Below are 14,683 nucleotides of genomic sequence, written 5' to 3'. Positions count from 1 at the left end.
TCGCAAGTCGCAGCTCCTGGAGTATCGAGGTATGACAAGTATGTGGGAGCGGACGGTCGCCACCGCGGTGTTGGTGTTCGCCGTGGTGATGGTCTATTTCGCGAGCCGCTACCACATCGGCGACCTCTCCAACATGGGTCCCGGTTACTTTCCGGTGCTCATCGGCGTTCTCTTGGCCGTGGTCGGCATGGTCAACTTGTTGGCCAACTGGCATAGCAGGGAGGGGGCGCCGGAAATCCCTTGGCTGGCCTTTCTTCTGGTCTTGGGAGGCATTGCCGTCTGGGCTTTCCTTGTGGAGCGGGTCGGGCTCTTCCCGGCCTCGGTCTCGTTGATCGTGCTCGCAAGCCTGGCGCGCCGACCGCTCAACCCGGTTCAGATCGCGACAACTGCGGTAGTCGGCTCCCTCGTCTCGGCTCTGGTCTTCATTTACGGCTTTGGCCTGCCGCTCAAGATCTTGGTCTGGTAGCGCCATGGAGGCGCTGTCCAACCTTGTTGCCGGCTTTCAGCATGCGATGACCATCGAGGCTCTGCTTGCCTGCTTTGTCGGCGTGACGGTCGGCACGTTCGTCGGCGCGCTGCCGGGGGTAGGTCCTCTGGCGGCGATCTCGCTCTGTCTCCCCCTGACCTACTATTTCGATCCACTCGTGGCGCTGATCATGTTGTCGGGCATCTTCTACGGATCGCAGTATGGCGGGTCCATCTCTGCCATTCTTCTCAATTTGCCCGGGGATCCCTCGGCCGCCATAACCTGTCTGGATGCCTATCCCATCACGAAAAGTGGACGGCCCGGGATGGCGCTGTTCATCACGACAATGGCATCGTTCATCGGCGGCTCGATCGGCATCGTGATCCTGCTCTCGGTTACTCAACCGCTTTCCGATCTCGCTCTGGCTTTTTCTTCGGCAGACTATTTCTCGCTGATCCTGTTCTGCCTCCTCGCATCGTCGATGCTGGCCATCGGTTCCCCGCTGAAAGGTTTGACGATGGTGGTTCTCGGCCTGCTGCTTGGCATGGTTGGCATCGATGTGACGTCAGGCCAGGCGCGCTTCACCGGCGGCAACACCTGGCTTCTCGACGGTATCAATTTGACGGCGATGATGATGGGACTGTTCGGTGTTGCAGAAGTGCTGAACACTTATGTCGGAGGCAGCCAGCCGCCGGTTTTGACCAAGAAGGTGACGCTCCGATCGATGATACCGGCGCGGCACGAGTTTGCGCAGGCCTTGGCGCCGGCGCTGCGCGGCACAGCCGTCGGTTCGATTGTGGGCGTATTGCCCGGCATGGGGGCGACACTGGCAACCATCATGGCTTATGCCGTCGAGAAGCGGGTCGCCAAGGACCCGTCACGTTTCGGCAAGGGAGCCATCGAAGGCATAGTGTCGCCGGAAGCTGCGAACAATGCATCGGTGCAAACCGCGTTCGTGCCCACGCTCGGCCTGGGTATTCCCGGAGACGCCGTGATGGCAGTCCTGGTCGGCGCCCTTATGATTCACGGCATCCAGCCGGGTCCGCTGTTCATCGTGCAGCAGCCCGAGTTGTTCTGGGGGCTCGTGGCAAGCATGTGGATCGGCAATGCCATGCTGCTTGTCCTCAACATACCGATGATCGGTATCTGGGTGCGTATGCTCACGATCCCGCCAAACGTACTCTACCCAACAATCCTCCTGCTCGTCTGCCTGGGCGTCTACAGCATCAACAACAGCGCTTTTGACGTCCTGATGACAATCGGCTTCGGCATCGTAGGCTTCAGCCTTGGCAGATTTTCCTACCCGATGGCGTCCCTTGTCCTTGGCTTCATACTTTCGCCGTTGCTGGAAGAGCACTTCCGTCGAACCATGCTGATCTCGAACGGCGATCTGAAGGCGCTCTTCGAGAGCAATATCAGCGCGATATTTCTCTGCCTGGCTCTGCTGGTTCTAATTTCACCGCTTCTACGCTCGCAGTTCGGGAGAAGGCGGTCGGATAGCTAATTGCGAACGCGGACGTTGGTCGCAGAACCAAGGCGGACCATCTCGGTATCCCTTCACCGTCGGTGAGGTGCACGCCTGCTTGGCAGTAACGCCGATCCGTCCTGGTGCATCCAAGCCACGGGGTTGAGCCTTGCCCTTATCGACCCCTAGGACTAGCGGAGGTGGGGCGTCACGCGATCCTGACGGCCACTTCGGATGCGTAACCCTGTCTACTACATACGCTCGCGTATGAGGTCTGCCGCTCGGGCTGCTTCACGCTTCAAAGCGCTGGCGATCAGAGCCATGTTGGCTCCGTTGACGACCTTGCGGAAGTAGGTAACTCCAAGGGTCGCCACCACACGACCCGGCTCGACCACTATTGGAACTGCCAGCGAATTGGTGAACGGATCCGCCTTGGCGAGCCGCGTGGCGAAACCTCTCTTACGCGTCCGCCGCAACGCCATGCGCCATTCATAGTTGCTCGACACGATCTGATCTTCAAAGAATTTGCGCTCGAGGGCAAGTCGGAGGAGAAGGCTTCGCTCCCTGCTGCCGCAGAACGCCATATAGGCCAACCCGTGCGCGCGGGTGATCAGCGATCCGCGTTTATGCAGAGTGCTCCGGGCATGCGCCAGCGGGCTCAAAGGTATTGAGGAATATTGAACGACCATCGCATCGTGGTCCAGCGTAGCGACGGCAAACGGCCAGAGATGTTCTTTCGTCAAGCCATCGACGATCGGCTTCACGATCTCAACCACCAGCGCCTTGCTATGAAATCCCGCGCTCAGGGCCTTAACCTTGGATGTGAGAGCGTAGCCTCCGCGCCGGGAGATGTGAGTGAGATAGCCTTCAGCGCACAGGGTCTCCAGGATCCGAACAACACTGCTCGGCGGAATATCACACTGTCTGCTAATCTCGTGGACGGTGATCAGTTCTAAACGATTGGCGCATTCCATAACTGACAAGGTGCGCTGAACGAGACTGACATCAGCGTAACTGCGAGTTTTTTCCTGAATGTCCAACGCTTTCACGGCTCTCGTGCTCAGCATCCGGGGAGGTTAGGCGACCCGGTACCTTTCTACAATTCCCGTGTCGACATCGCAACCAAGGCCCGCGCCGGCCGGCACACTGCTCCAGCCATCGACCACTGCGGGGATCGACGGAAAGGGGGTCTCTTCCAGTTCGATGTAGAGGCGCTCGAGCGGGGCCTGTTCGAGGGTCGACACGAGATGCAGTGTCGCGGCGTAACCCGGGCCAAGATAGCCGCAATGTGGAATGGTGTCGACCTTTTGGCGGTTCGACAGGTCCAGTACCTTGAGCATCTCCGAGATGCCGCCGACCTTGCAAACACTCGGCTGCAATATGTCGAGCGCGTTCGCCTCAAGAAGTCGACCGAACTCGCATTGCGACGATACGTTCTCGCCGGCGGAGATCGGTGTTCCGGCGTTACGGAGCGCGGCGAGCGTGGCGTAGTCGTCGGGAGGCCAGATTGGCTCCTCCAGCCAGAGAAGATTTAGTTCACGAACCGTCTCCACCATGGCGGTGGCCTCGCGCAGGTCCCAGGGACAGTTTGTGTCGACCGCCAGCGCTACATCTGGCCCGAGACCATGTCGTGCCGCAGCAATGCGATCCACGGTGATCTCATGAAGCTTCACCGTCCTGTAGCCTTCCGCCACCGCGGATGCGCATGTCTGTTGAAGAGCGTCGTGGGACGAACATCTCAGAAAGCTCGCATAGACCGGCACGTCCGATCTACGCCGCCCAAGAAGCTCGGCGATCGATTTTCCCTCCCGCTTTCCGAGAAGATCCCAGAGGGCGATATCCAGGCCTGACACCGCGTAGATCGCTGGACCGCTCAAGCCGAAGAGATGTATCTTGCGCCTTACGCTTGTCATGAGCGCGCCGATGTCGTCGGCGCGCTCACCGATGAGCAAAGGCGCTACCAGCGTGTCAAGCATCGACTTCGTCGCTGCGGCGCCGGCATGGCCGAACGCCTCGCCCCACCCGCTGAGACCGTCGTCAGTGCTAATCCTCACCAGCAGCATCGCTAGCGTGTTCGAAGGACGACCTGCAATGTAGTGGAACCCACCGCTCGTGCGGTAAGGGAGGGCGAGCAGGAAGCTGTCTACGGCAATGATCTTCAAGATATCCTCCGACAGGAAGCCGATCCCTACCATGAGCGGTGATGCGTGCTGGCGCATTTGGTAAGAGTTTCAATGATCGAAATTAGGTTGCAACCCGTTTGTGTTGGCGGGGCGAGTTTGCTGAAAGTCTAAGCCGTCCAAGGCGCACCAGCCGGCGCTGTTCCTCCGGTTAGGAGCAGCTCAGCTCACCCATCGCACGACTGCGCTTTGAGGTGTCGCGCCGCTAATTCGGAAAGGGTGCGGGCTTGAAAATTGCAAGCGTAAGGGGCGAGGCTGAAGACTTCCTCGTTGTTGAAGGTCTGAACGGCTATGTCTACAGCCTTCCAGCGGCCCTCCAGATTCTCACGGGTGGAGTACCGGAGTGGAGTCGCGACATGCTGGTCCTAATTGAAGCAGGTGAGGAAGCGCTCGATAGTCTGAGGCAGGTCGGCGACCTGCTGGCGCAGAGGCCGGACGCGATCGAGCCTATCCGCCCTGAATCGATCACCTGGCACCCTCCGGTCCGCAGGCCCTCCAAGATTTGTTGCCTGGCGCTGAACAACAGCGCGAATGCCGACCGCATCATGTCAGGTCCGAACCATCCGGCTATATTCCTCAAGGCGGCGAACGCGCTTGTTGGCCACGGCCAACCCATCATCGTGAAAGAGCATTATGGACGAGTGCATCCCGAGCCAGAACTTGCTGTCGTCATCGGCAAGACCGCGAGGAATGTGAAAGCTTCCGAGGCACTCCAATATGTATTCGGCTATACCATACACAACGACATCACCTCGCCGACCATGCGACAGGAGGATACCTTTCACTATCGAGCGATCCACCCAAAGAAGGGCGATCACGACACCATCGAATATGTCGACACGTTCGTGACCTATCCTGGCCGCTACAAGTGCAGCGACACGTTTTCTCCGATGGGGCCGTGGCTTGTTCTGCGCGACGCCGTGCCCAATCCCCACGGCCTCTCGGTCCGCTGTGACCACAAGGGGGAGTTGGTCACCGAAGACAGCACGAGGAACCTTTCGCACAAGATTCCCGAGGTCATCGAATTCGTCTCAGGTTACATGACATTGCTGCCAGGTGACATCATCTCGATGGGTACGGCACTGAAGCGAGCGGACGGAACCGGAAAAGCGGTGCAGAACGTCGACCTGCGCGTGCTCGGTGGACCGGTTTCGGTTTCGATCGAAACCATCGGAACGCTTTCGAACTCCGTAGAGACGTCGCTCTGACATGGGTGAAATCAGTCATCAATCTCTTCTGCTGATGCGACTCGAGATAGAGGCGCTGAACGCTGAATTCGCTTATCTGATCGACCACGACCAATCTGAGAAGGTCGCCGATCTGTTCACGGAAGATGGTGTCTACGGCCGATCGACCGGTGCGCGAAGCTCCGGTCGCGAGGCCATCAGGGAAAGCTATCGACGCCGCAAGGAGCACGGCGCACGTACGGCTCGACACATATTCACGAACCTTCGGCTTGTGCCGAACGACGACGGGTTGGTAGCGGGAACCTGCATTCTCACCCTGTTCGCCCGGGACGGCCTGCCGCCGCATCCCGCCGATCCGCTGGTGGTCGCCGATTATGACGACATCTACCAGCGCGACGAAACCGGTCGCTGGCTGTTCAAGCAGCGGATCGTCAGCTGGATATTCGCCCGCGAGGGCGCCTCGTCGCCACTGGCGTTGGGCGCTTCGGAGAAAAGACAATGAAATCGCTGGCCGAACTGCTGGGTGGGCGGACCTTCGACTACCTGATCATCGGCGGCGGCTCGGCCGGATGCACCCTGGCTTCGCGCCTGAGCGAGCACGCCGGAGTCAGCGTTCTGCTCGTCGAAGCCGGGAAAGACGTGACGCGGGAAACCGCGTCCCCGGACGTCCTCTCGAATTATCCCGGCAAGGCCTACTTCAACCCGGACTACACGTGGCGCGGGCTGCAGGCGCGGCTCGGCGGCGGGCGCCGCAACGATCCCGACGCGGGACGCATCGCGCGCTACGAGCAGGCGCGGCTGCTCGGAGGCGGATCGACGATCAACGGCCTGTGCGCCAATCGTGGAGCGCCCTCGGATTACGACGAATGGGAGAACCTTGGTGCTGCGGGCTGGAACTGGGGTAGCGTGCTTCCCTACTTCCGCAAACTGGAACGCGACCTCAATTTCCGCGGCGACCTTCATGGAGCCGACGGCCCCGTTGCCATCAGCCGCTTCCCGATGGCGGATTGGACTGGTTTCGTCAGTGCAGTCGTCGCAGAGTTGAAGGGGCGCGGCTACGGGCTGGTCGAAGACCAGAACGGAGTCTGGCGGGATGGCTACATGCCGGTTTCCGCATCGGTTGACGAAAACGGCCAGCGGGTCTCCTGCGCATATGCCTATCTGAGCGCGGACGTCCGAAGCCGTCCCAACCTCACCATCTTGACCCAGACATCCGTCAGGCAGATCCTGTTCGAGGGACGCAGTGCGATCGGCGCCAGCCTGCGAAGCGTATCGGGCGAACTGCTTGACGTGCGTGCACGGGAGACAATCCTCAGCTGCGGGACCATTCACAGCCCGGCGATGCTCATGCGAAGCGGGATCGGGCCGGCCGGCGATCTGTCGGCGCTCGGGATCAAAGTGGTGGCGGACCGTCGAGGCGTCGGGCGCAACTTGATCGAGCATCCGGTCATCTCGGTGTCCTGCATGCTGGACAGGCCGGCGCGGATGCAGCACGCGTTCCGGCATCACACGCAGGCCCATTTCCGCTATTCATCGGAGACCGCCGACTGTCCGCAAGGCGATATGAGTCTTGCCATTATTGCGCGATCCGGATGGCACGCGATGGGGCGCCGCATCGGGACGCTCTATGTCTGGGTGAACAAGGCATACTCCCAGGGCAGCGTGGATCTGGCCTCTCCCGATGCCGATTTCGAACCGAACGTCGATTTCCGGATGCTGTCGGATGATCGCGACATGACGCGCCTGCGCGCGGCATTCCGCTTCGTCGCCGAGATCGCCCAATCGCAATCGGTATCAAGCGTCTCCCGAACCGCGTTCCCCGCCAATTACTCGGATCGCGTCCGCCGCTTCTCTTCCCCCGGCGTGCGGAACCAGGCGGTGATGCAGGTCTTCGCCATGATGCTCGATGCGTTGCCGACAATGAGACCGTGGCTCATTCGAAAGTTCGTCACTGAGGGCGCGTCCCTTGCTGAGATCCTTCGCGACGACGCGATACTCGATGCGTATCTCACCCAGAGCGTCACAGGAGTATGGCATCCTGTGGGGACATGCCGGATGGGTGCGGAGAATGATCCGACGTCAGTCACCGAAAGCTCAGGCAGGGTGATCGGCGTGTCCAACCTGCGCGTTTGCGACGCCTCGATCATGCCGTCGATCCCATGTGCGAACACCAACATTCCGACGATCATGGTGGCCGAGCGGTTAGCCGATCTGATCAGACAAGAGCGCGCAGGAAAGCATACGCACGGAATCGCGTCGGCTGCGGCGTAGGCTGGAGACCCTTCATGCTCATCGACGCGGCGACTTCGCTTCTCCTGATGATCGACATGCAGGAACGCCTGCTGCCGGCAATCTCGGGCGGGAACGATGTGGAGCGGAATTGCGCCATCCTGGTCAAGGCCGCATCCAGACGCGAGGCGCCAGTCGTTGTCACCGAGCAGTATCCGAAGGGGCTCGGGCGCACGGTTCCCGGGCTTTCTGAACTCCTGCCTGCGCATTCCATAATGGAGAAGCTCGAGTTTTCGTGCGCGCGTAACATGGCGATCATGAACCGCCTGGAGGCGACCCAGCGCAAGCAGGCGGTGCTCTGCGGCGTTGAAGCCCATGTCTGCGTGCTTCAAACGGCATTGGATCTTCAGACCAGGGGCTTCGACGTTTTCGTCGCGATCGATGCCTGCGGCTCGCGAACGGGCGAGAGCAAGCAGGCGGCGTCCGCGAGATTGTCAGCTGCCGGGGTGTCGGTGGTCACCACGGAGATGGTCGTCTTCGAGCTGCTGGAGACGGCCGGATCGCCGGATTTCAGGGAACTGAGCAAACTCATACAGTGATCTGGAGGCGCCCGACGCCGTCCGGTCAAGCCATCGAGGAACACAATGGCCGAGATCGTGAAGCTTTACATTGACGGCGCCTGGCGGGACGGCGCCGGGTTGCAGGTCCAGGACTTTTTTGATCCTGCCACTGGTCGCCCGATCGGCGGTGTCGCGGTCGCCAGCCGGGAAGACCTTGAGGATGCCTGCGCAGCAGCAGACCGCGGCTTTCGGCAATGGCGCGCCACGCCGGCAGTCGAGCGCTGCCGCCTCATGCGAAAGACGGCCGCGCTCATCCGCGAGCGTGCCGAGATCATTGCTCCGCTGCTGACGCGCGAGCAGGGGAAGCCGATCGCACAGGCCCGCCAGGAGGTCGAGTCGTCGTCGGACCTGATAGAGTGGTTTGCCGAGGAAGGTCGCAGGGTTTACGGCCGGATCATTCCGTCGCGCGCAGCCGACGTAAGGCTGTCCGTGATCAGGGAGCCGGTCGGGCCGGTCGCGGCGTTCAGCCCCTGGAACTTTCCGCTGGCTCAGGCCGCGCGCAAGGTGGGTGCGGCGCTGGCAAGCGGGTGTTCGGTGATCCTGAAGGGTCCCGAGGAAACGCCTCTGGCCCTGGCGCATGTGGTCCAGGCCTTCCATGACGCTGGCGTTCCTGCGGGTGTCGTGAGCCTTGTCTACGGCAAGCCGGCCGAGATTTCAGCCTTTCTCATTCCGCACCCGACCATTCGGAAGATTTCCTTCACCGGCTCGACGGTGGTGGGCAAGCATCTCGCCTCCCTCGCCGGCGCGCACATGAAGCGCGCGACGATGGAACTTGGCGGGCACTCACCGACGCTGGTCTTCGAGGATGCCAACCTCGACCGCGCCGCCACCCTCCTGACCGGGTTCAAGTTTCGGAATGCCGGGCAGGTCTGTACTTCCCCAGCCCGCATCCTTGTTCACGAGAAGGTCTACTCGGCATTCCGGGATCGGCTCCTTGAACGCGTGAGCAGCCTCAAGGTAGGTAACGGTGCGGACGCCGCCGTGGAGATGGGGCCGCTGGCCAATCCTCGCCGGCTGGATGCGATGGAGGCCTTCGTCCAGGATGCGATAGATCTGAACGGATCGGTGCTTACAGGCGGCCGGCGGGTTGGCAATGAAGGCAACTTCTTCCAGCCGACAATCTTCGAGAATGTGCCGCGAGAGGCCAGACTGATGAGCGAGGAGCCATTCGGCCCAGTCATGATGCTACAGCCGCTTCCCGACTTCGACAGCATGATCGCCGAAGCAAACCGCTTGCCGTATGGTCTTGCCGCATATGCCTACACGCGCTCGGCGCGGACCGCCGCGATGGTCAGCGAGGCCGTGGAAAGCGGAATGGTGTCCATCAACCATCACGGCCTCGGCCTGCCGGAAACGCCTTTCGGAGGCGTAAAGGACAGCGGATACGGCTCGGAGGGCGGAACCGAGGCGATGGAGGGCTACCTCGTGTCAAAATTCGTCACCCACTCGCTCGTGGATTGAGCGCAAGTGCGGATCTCAGGATACGAGGTGACTCTGCTCGGCCTCCCGGCGGACGAACCGCTCGCGCAAGAACCGGCGAACCCCGGAGCAAGGCGGCCGACGGTCCTGCTCCGGTTGCAAACCGATGGCGGGGTGGAAGGGATCGGCTTCACCTTCCTCGGGGCAGGGCTGTCGCGTGCGCTGAAGGCCGCAGTCGAGGACATGGCGGAGCTTTGCGTTGGCCTCGACCCGCTGCAGCCTGAGGCGCTGAGGGCCAGGATATTCGCGGCCGCATCGGGCTCCGGCCCCGCCGGCATCTTCACTCTTGCGCTGGCCGCCATCGATATTGCGCTGTGGGACATTCGCGGCAAGGCTGCCGGGCAGCCGCTTTGGCAGCTTCTGGGTGCGGATGGGTCTCCGGTGCCGACCTATGCAAGCGGCGCTCTGATGCGGGAGTTGGATTTGGACACGGCTTTGCGTTCGAGTGCGAAGCTGGTCGAAGCGGGCTACACACAGGTCAAGATGCAGCTGGCGCTTCCCGGAGACTACCGGCCGGTGAGGGAGGTCGAGCGAATAGCCCGGATCCGCGAGGTGTTGGGCAACGATGTCAAACTGATGTGCGACATCAACCAGCGCTGGTCAGTGGAGCAGGCCCTCGAAATGGGACCGCAACTGGGCGAGTTCGACCTGTGCTGGCTCGAGGACCCCATTGCGCACGACGATTTCTCCGGACAGGCGCGCCTGCTTTCCGATCTGTCGATTCCGATCGCCACCGGCGAGTATATGTACGGGGCAAGCGGCTTCAGGCACCTCGTCGATCTTGCACTGCCGGATTATGTGATGATCGACCCGTTTCGGGCAGGCGGCATTACGCCGTGGCTCGATATCGCGAAGCTTGCGCATGCATGCGAAAGGCCGGTCGTCAGCCACCTCGCGCCTGAGATCCAGGTGCACCTGATTGCAGCGATCCCGAATGGGTGGACCGTGGAATACATGCCATGGTCCTACCCAATGTTCCGCGATGTGCCCTGGCCGAAAGCGGGGATGCTCGAGCTCGGACATCAGCCGGGCCTTGGCCTCGAAATCGACGACTCGGCCGTCGCCCGCTACAAGCTGTCGTAGGGGATAGGCCATGCGCACGTGGTTGGTCACGGGTGGCACCAAGGGTCTCGGCGCTGCCATCGCGAAAACTGCTCTGGGAAAGGGCGAAAGGGTTGCCATAGCCGCCCGGACGGCCGGAACAAACCTCGGGCTGTCCGCGGAATTTCCCGAGACGGCACTGCCGGTCGTGCTCGACGTCACCGATATCGCCAGCGTGGACGACGCCATTCGCAAAGTCGAAGAATGGGTGGGCCCGATCGACGTGCTGGTCAACAACGCGGGACAGGGACTGCACGGTGCGATCGAAGAAACCAGCGATGCGGAACTGCGGACGCTCTTCGACGTCAACTTCTTCGGCGCGGCCAATCTGATCCGCGCCGTATTGCCGGGAATGCGCCATCGTCGCAGCGGACTGATCCTCAATATCGGCTCCGTTGCAGGCTTCGTCGCCAATCCCGGGACTGGCGCCTACTGCTCAACCAAGTTCGCGCTGGAGGCACTTACCGAAGCGTTGCGCAAGGAGGTGGCGGATCTTGGCATTCGCGTATCGTCCATCGCGCCCGGTGGCATGCGCACGGCATTCAACGGTTCGTCGATATGGCGGGCTGGGGAGCAGATCGCGGACTATGACGGTCTGGTTCACGACCGGATCGAAGATCTGCGGCGGCATGCCGGGACGCGAGGCAGCGATGTCGAGGCCGCCGCCGCGGCGATCTGGGCATTCTCGGTGGAACGCAATCCCCCGCCGCATCTGATACTGGGCCAGGATGCCATCGAACGCATCGAGCAGAAGCTGTCCCTGCTCACTACGCTACTGGCCCATGCCGACCCATTGTCCATGAATAGCGAAGATCGGAGCCGCTGATGAGCACGTTGGAGATTCTACTGGCCAAGGACGGCATACGGGAGACGATGGCCAAGTACTGCCACGCCCTGGATGCCTGCGATTTTGCGGGCGTCGCTGCCCTTTTCGCGGAAGACGGCACGTGGACGGCCAACTATGGGACGGTAACCGGGCGCGCGGAGATCACCGCCTTTCTCGCGACTGTGGTTCCCACGAAGGGCAACGGCCCCCAGCGCAAGCATTATATCTGCAACTCGGTGATCACGGTCGACGGCGATACGGCGACCGCCCATTCGGACTATCTGATCATCAGAGAGTCCGTCGACGGTCTAATCCCGGTGATGGGCGGAACCTACCGCGACACATTCAGGCAGATCGACGGACGCTGGTGTTACAGCCGCAAGACTTTGGTCCACGACATTGTCGGCAACATGGGTCTGCTGAACAATCGGTAGCGCTCAACCGTTCCAGATGAAGTTGACGACGTCCACTTCGAAGGTGGCGAGGCTCGCAGCAATGTCTGCGAGCTTCGCCGCGTTGCGCTCGATGTCCTGCCGCGTGCGCGTCCAGACCTCGGCAAACGCTTCGACATCGACGCCGATGAATGGAACGGTGCTGTTTGGTGCCGCCCCCTGTTCCAGGATGTCGTGAACGATCGACGTTTCAATACCGTCCAGCATGGACATCAGGCCTGGGAGGTCGGACGCGGCCCCGCCGCTCGGAAGAAGCAGCAACTGTTTGATCAGTCCAACGGACCGCGGGCGAGGCGCGCTGCCGTCATCACCGATCACCCGGGAGACCGCTCCGATGAAATCGCGCGAGTCCAGGTTGCAGGCCGCCATCTGTGGCGAAGTGTGGGCCTCGCGCCTGCGTTCGGCATTGTCGAAGGCGAGGATCGGAAAGCCATCGATCCTCAGGGCGCGAGCGGTGGCGTTGGTTCCGGAAGCGTCCGGCAGAACGTGGTTCTGGTCATAGTACCGCGTGCCGGGAAGTTGCGCGGTCAACGGTCCGTGAGGATCGAGCCAGTGTCGACGGAACTGCTCGTTCGTCAGATCGTCCCGTCTGCGGATGAGGCTGGTCGATACGATCATGCGGGTCTCGCCGCCTGCGCCTCTTTCGCCTTCGCCGCTGCGATGTCGTCGAAAAAGGGATCGGCGGCCACCGCCGGGATCCTGACGAACTCGCCATGCCACTTCGCCAGATCCGGATTGCCGCTCCGCCAGTCGACATCGGGGAAGCGGAAGTCGGAATACGACAGTGCGGTTCCGATGGCCGCGTGGCCGATCGTGAACGGTCCGGCTCGAAGGTCCGGCACTTCCGAGTCCATCGCCGCGACGGTGGCGCTGTACTTGTCTCTCAGCGCGCTCACGAACTCTTCCGTCTGGAGCGCGCCGGGCCTGTTCCTCTCGGTGAGCCAGATCAGCAGCAGATCAATGAGCCCGTGTCCAAGCGCCAGCCGACGCAGAGCCTCCATGCGATCCCGGCCTTCGGACGGAAAGAGACGCTGGCCCTCATGGAGGCCATCCAGATACTCGCAGATGACACGGGAATCGTAGAGCGTCGAACCGTCATCCAGGACGAGCGTCGGGATCTTGGTCAGCGGGTTGTCCTTCATGAGACCCGGCAACGGGCTGTAGATGCTGACCACCGTATTCATCAACTCGATGCGCGAAGCCAGTTTGGTCCAATGGATCGCCACCATGACCAGGCGGACATAGGGCGAGCGGTGCGAATAGTAGAGTTTCATGGCGGTACTCCGTCTCACGCGGCAGATCGCGACTGGCGGCGGTCCAGAAAGTCACGGACTGCCTGGCCTATCTCATCGGGTGTCTCGACCGTCTGGTGGTGGCTCGTCTCGATCGTCAGGAATTCGACGTCGGGTATGGCGCGCATGACTGCGCGCACATATTCGGGTGTCCTGAAGATATCGAGCGTGCCGCCGATGCCGAGCGCGGGACATTTGATCTGTCCAAGGTAATGGGCGATATCCATGTCGATCAGCAGGCGGTACTGTGCGACGAAGCTGTCGGGGTCGTTCCCCAGCCAGCGTGCGCGGAAAGCCCGAAAGCGCTCCGGATCGCGCTTGCGCAGCGTTTCCGGGTAGCCGCTCGCCATGGCTCCGTCGACGATCGAACCCATCCCGTCGCGCAGGATGTTCTCCAGCATGGCGTGCCTTGCCGGCCGGTCTTCCGGTTTCATGTCGATGGCGGGGCTCATGGCGATCACTGCCGCCGTCCGCGCTGGAAAACGAGCCGCAAATGCAAAGGCCGTTGCCGCGCCAAGCGCGCAGGAAGCGATCGCGACCGGTTCCCGGATATCCAGCGCGTCGAGCAAAGCGGCCAGATCGTTGCTCAGCACCTCGACGGAAAGCGCGCCGCTTACCTTAGCGGAAAGTCCGCACCCCCGGCTGTCATATCTCAGAATCGAGTAGCGGTCCGAAAGGTAGGGCACCACCAGGTCCCAATTCTCAATCATCCCGCCCATTTCATGTATCAGAACCAGCGTTGGTCCCGAGGCTCCGCACATGTCGTAGCGAAGCGAGGTGCCGTTGAGCTCGATGTGATCCATCCGACCTTTCCCTTATCTGGGATCGCTGGCGCGACCCGGGGACCCGATCGACATGCTCCGGCATGAAAGCCGACCTCACAACCCGGCAAAGACGGTAATTTCGACCAATGAAACAAAAATCAAATGAAAGTCGCACCCGGTTTCGGATCGAGTTAATCCTCTGCCATTTGCCTCGAGCAAGAGGATTTGCGGCGCGCAGAAGTCTCACGAAGTTGGCAGGTTCCGATGCATGGAGATAGTCGATGAGTGGGTGACTGCGATCGTCCTGCGCCCTGAGGAGTATGGCACTCGCCTCGGCGGCAATGCGCCCCCATTCCCGCCGTTCACGCAATCTTTGCCTTTGCATGAAAGCGGACGCTGACGCCCAACCCGGGACGACGACATTGAGCCCCAATGCACGAACCCGCTTCGCGGGAGCGGCGTTACGGCCTGAGATGGCATAGTATTCAAAGCCATTGAGCCGTAGCGGCGAGCAAGCCGACCATGGAGTTCCCTTCGACGAGAGGAAATCGCCAAGGCTACACCATCGACTGACGCAACCGTTTCGCCGCTTCCAGCGCATGCAGCACGACAAGCTCATGCG

At 61.5% G+C, this 14,683-nt stretch carries 15 protein-coding genes; 10 read left to right on the top strand and 5 right to left on the bottom strand.

From position 1 onward, the window contains the following. Positions 1-40 precede the first annotated feature (40 nt). Both ACSBOB_RS06550 and ACSBOB_RS06545 read left to right on the top strand, forming a co-directional pair. Entirely contained in the window at positions 41-466 is a 426-nt protein-coding gene (locus ACSBOB_RS06550) for a tripartite tricarboxylate transporter TctB family protein (protein ID WP_442581644.1), read from the top strand. Positions 467-470: 4 nt separating this feature from the next. Next, positions 471-1,970, top strand: coding sequence for a tripartite tricarboxylate transporter permease (locus tag ACSBOB_RS06545; protein ID WP_442581643.1), 1,500 nt, complete (start codon positions 471-473; stop codon positions 1,968-1,970). 212 nt (positions 1,971-2,182) lie between these two features. On the opposite strand, the gene ACSBOB_RS06540 is transcribed toward ACSBOB_RS06545, so the two are convergent. Together ACSBOB_RS06540 and ACSBOB_RS06535 are read right to left on the bottom strand one after the other, a co-directional pair. Then, positions 2,183-2,980: a helix-turn-helix domain-containing protein gene (locus tag ACSBOB_RS06540; protein ID WP_442581642.1), complete on the bottom strand. Its 798-nt coding sequence runs from the start codon at positions 2,978-2,980 to the stop codon at positions 2,183-2,185. A 27-nt stretch (positions 2,981-3,007) separates the two neighbouring features. Further along, complete coding sequence (locus ACSBOB_RS06535) at positions 3,008-4,093, bottom strand: mandelate racemase/muconate lactonizing enzyme family protein (protein ID WP_442581641.1); 1,086 nt, start codon at positions 4,091-4,093, stop codon at positions 3,008-3,010. 245 nt (positions 4,094-4,338) lie between these two features. Here ACSBOB_RS06535 and ACSBOB_RS06530 point away from each other — a divergent pair, with 245 nt between their 5' ends. From ACSBOB_RS06530 to ACSBOB_RS06495, 8 genes are read left to right on the top strand one after another with little or no spacing between them, the layout of a single operon-like run. Next, positions 4,339-5,319 (top strand): fumarylacetoacetate hydrolase family protein, encoded by a 981-nt coding sequence (locus ACSBOB_RS06530; RefSeq protein ID WP_442581640.1) that lies wholly within the window; start codon positions 4,339-4,341, stop codon positions 5,317-5,319. A 1-nt stretch (position 5,320) separates the two neighbouring features. Then, on the top strand, positions 5,321-5,800 hold the full coding sequence (locus tag ACSBOB_RS06525; RefSeq protein ID WP_442581639.1) for a nuclear transport factor 2 family protein: 480 nt from the start codon (positions 5,321-5,323) through the stop codon (positions 5,798-5,800). Next, a complete protein-coding gene (locus ACSBOB_RS06520) occupies positions 5,797-7,569 on the top strand; it encodes a GMC family oxidoreductase (protein WP_442581638.1) in 1,773 nt (590 codons plus the stop codon). The genes ACSBOB_RS06525 and ACSBOB_RS06520 overlap by 4 nt, the downstream gene beginning before the upstream one ends. A gap of 14 nt (positions 7,570-7,583) precedes the next feature. Then, positions 7,584-8,126 (top strand): hydrolase, encoded by a 543-nt coding sequence (locus ACSBOB_RS06515; RefSeq protein WP_442581637.1) that lies wholly within the window; start codon positions 7,584-7,586, stop codon positions 8,124-8,126. Between the two features lie 45 nt (positions 8,127-8,171). After that, complete coding sequence (locus ACSBOB_RS06510; protein ID WP_442581636.1) at positions 8,172-9,608, top strand: NAD-dependent succinate-semialdehyde dehydrogenase; 1,437 nt, start codon at positions 8,172-8,174, stop codon at positions 9,606-9,608. A gap of 27 nt (positions 9,609-9,635) precedes the next feature. Then, complete coding sequence (locus tag ACSBOB_RS06505) at positions 9,636-10,709, top strand: mandelate racemase/muconate lactonizing enzyme family protein (RefSeq protein ID WP_442581635.1); 1,074 nt, start codon at positions 9,636-9,638, stop codon at positions 10,707-10,709. A gap of 10 nt (positions 10,710-10,719) precedes the next feature. Next, positions 10,720-11,553 carry an SDR family NAD(P)-dependent oxidoreductase gene (locus ACSBOB_RS06500; protein WP_442581634.1) on the top strand — a complete coding sequence of 278 codons (834 nt, stop codon included), beginning with the start codon at positions 10,720-10,722 and terminating at the stop codon, positions 11,551-11,553. Then, positions 11,553-11,987: a nuclear transport factor 2 family protein gene (locus tag ACSBOB_RS06495; RefSeq protein ID WP_442581633.1), complete on the top strand. Its 435-nt coding sequence runs from the start codon at positions 11,553-11,555 to the stop codon at positions 11,985-11,987. Before ACSBOB_RS06500 ends, ACSBOB_RS06495 begins: the two co-directional genes overlap by 1 nt. A 3-nt stretch (positions 11,988-11,990) precedes the next feature. Here ACSBOB_RS06495 and ACSBOB_RS06490 read toward each other — a convergent pair whose 3' ends face one another. The 3 genes from ACSBOB_RS06490 to ACSBOB_RS06480 are packed head-to-tail and all read right to left on the bottom strand — an operon-like array spanning position 11,991 to position 14,100. After that, entirely contained in the window at positions 11,991-12,623 is a 633-nt protein-coding gene (locus ACSBOB_RS06490; protein WP_442581632.1) for an EthD family reductase, read from the bottom strand. Next, the gene (locus ACSBOB_RS06485; protein ID WP_442581631.1) at positions 12,620-13,279 is read right to left on the bottom strand and encodes a glutathione S-transferase; all 660 of its coding nucleotides are present in this window, start codon (positions 13,277-13,279) and stop codon (positions 12,620-12,622) included. The genes ACSBOB_RS06490 and ACSBOB_RS06485 overlap by 4 nt, the downstream gene beginning before the upstream one ends. Positions 13,280-13,293: 14 nt before the next feature. Next, entirely contained in the window at positions 13,294-14,100 is an 807-nt protein-coding gene (locus tag ACSBOB_RS06480; protein ID WP_442581630.1) for an alpha/beta fold hydrolase, read from the bottom strand. Between the last annotated feature and the right edge of the window lie 583 nt (positions 14,101-14,683).

The sequence above is a fragment of the Mesorhizobium sp. KACC 23794 genome (genome assembly GCF_052180275.1).
Taxonomy (GTDB): Bacteria; Pseudomonadota; Alphaproteobacteria; order Rhizobiales; family Rhizobiaceae; genus Kumtagia.
Note: the sequence above shows the minus strand (reverse complement) of the source record. Positions and strands in the feature narration are given on the sequence as shown.

What these genes read in the sequence shown, in the direction of transcription:
- ACSBOB_RS06550 (WP_442581644.1), top strand. Translation starts at nt 41, where the DNA reads ATGTGGGAGCGGACGGTCGCCACCGCGGTGTTGGTGTTCGCCGTGGTG.
- ACSBOB_RS06545 (WP_442581643.1), top strand. Translation starts at nt 471, where the DNA reads ATGGAGGCGCTGTCCAACCTTGTTGCCGGCTTTCAGCATGCGATGACC.
- ACSBOB_RS06525 (WP_442581639.1), top strand. Translation starts at nt 5,321, where the DNA reads ATGGGTGAAATCAGTCATCAATCTCTTCTGCTGATGCGACTCGAGATA.
- ACSBOB_RS06520 (WP_442581638.1), top strand. Translation starts at nt 5,797, where the DNA reads ATGAAATCGCTGGCCGAACTGCTGGGTGGGCGGACCTTCGACTACCTG.
- ACSBOB_RS06515 (WP_442581637.1), top strand. Translation starts at nt 7,584, where the DNA reads ATGCTCATCGACGCGGCGACTTCGCTTCTCCTGATGATCGACATGCAG.
- ACSBOB_RS06510 (WP_442581636.1), top strand. Translation starts at nt 8,172, where the DNA reads ATGGCCGAGATCGTGAAGCTTTACATTGACGGCGCCTGGCGGGACGGC.
- ACSBOB_RS06500 (WP_442581634.1), top strand. Translation starts at nt 10,720, where the DNA reads ATGCGCACGTGGTTGGTCACGGGTGGCACCAAGGGTCTCGGCGCTGCC.
- ACSBOB_RS06495 (WP_442581633.1), top strand. Translation starts at nt 11,553, where the DNA reads ATGAGCACGTTGGAGATTCTACTGGCCAAGGACGGCATACGGGAGACG.
- ACSBOB_RS06490 (WP_442581632.1), bottom strand. Translation starts at nt 12,623, where the DNA reads ATGATCGTATCGACCAGCCTCATCCGCAGACGGGACGATCTGACGAAC.
- ACSBOB_RS06485 (WP_442581631.1), bottom strand. Translation starts at nt 13,279, where the DNA reads ATGAAACTCTACTATTCGCACCGCTCGCCCTATGTCCGCCTGGTCATG.
- ACSBOB_RS06480 (WP_442581630.1), bottom strand. Translation starts at nt 14,100, where the DNA reads ATGGATCACATCGAGCTCAACGGCACCTCGCTTCGCTACGACATGTGC.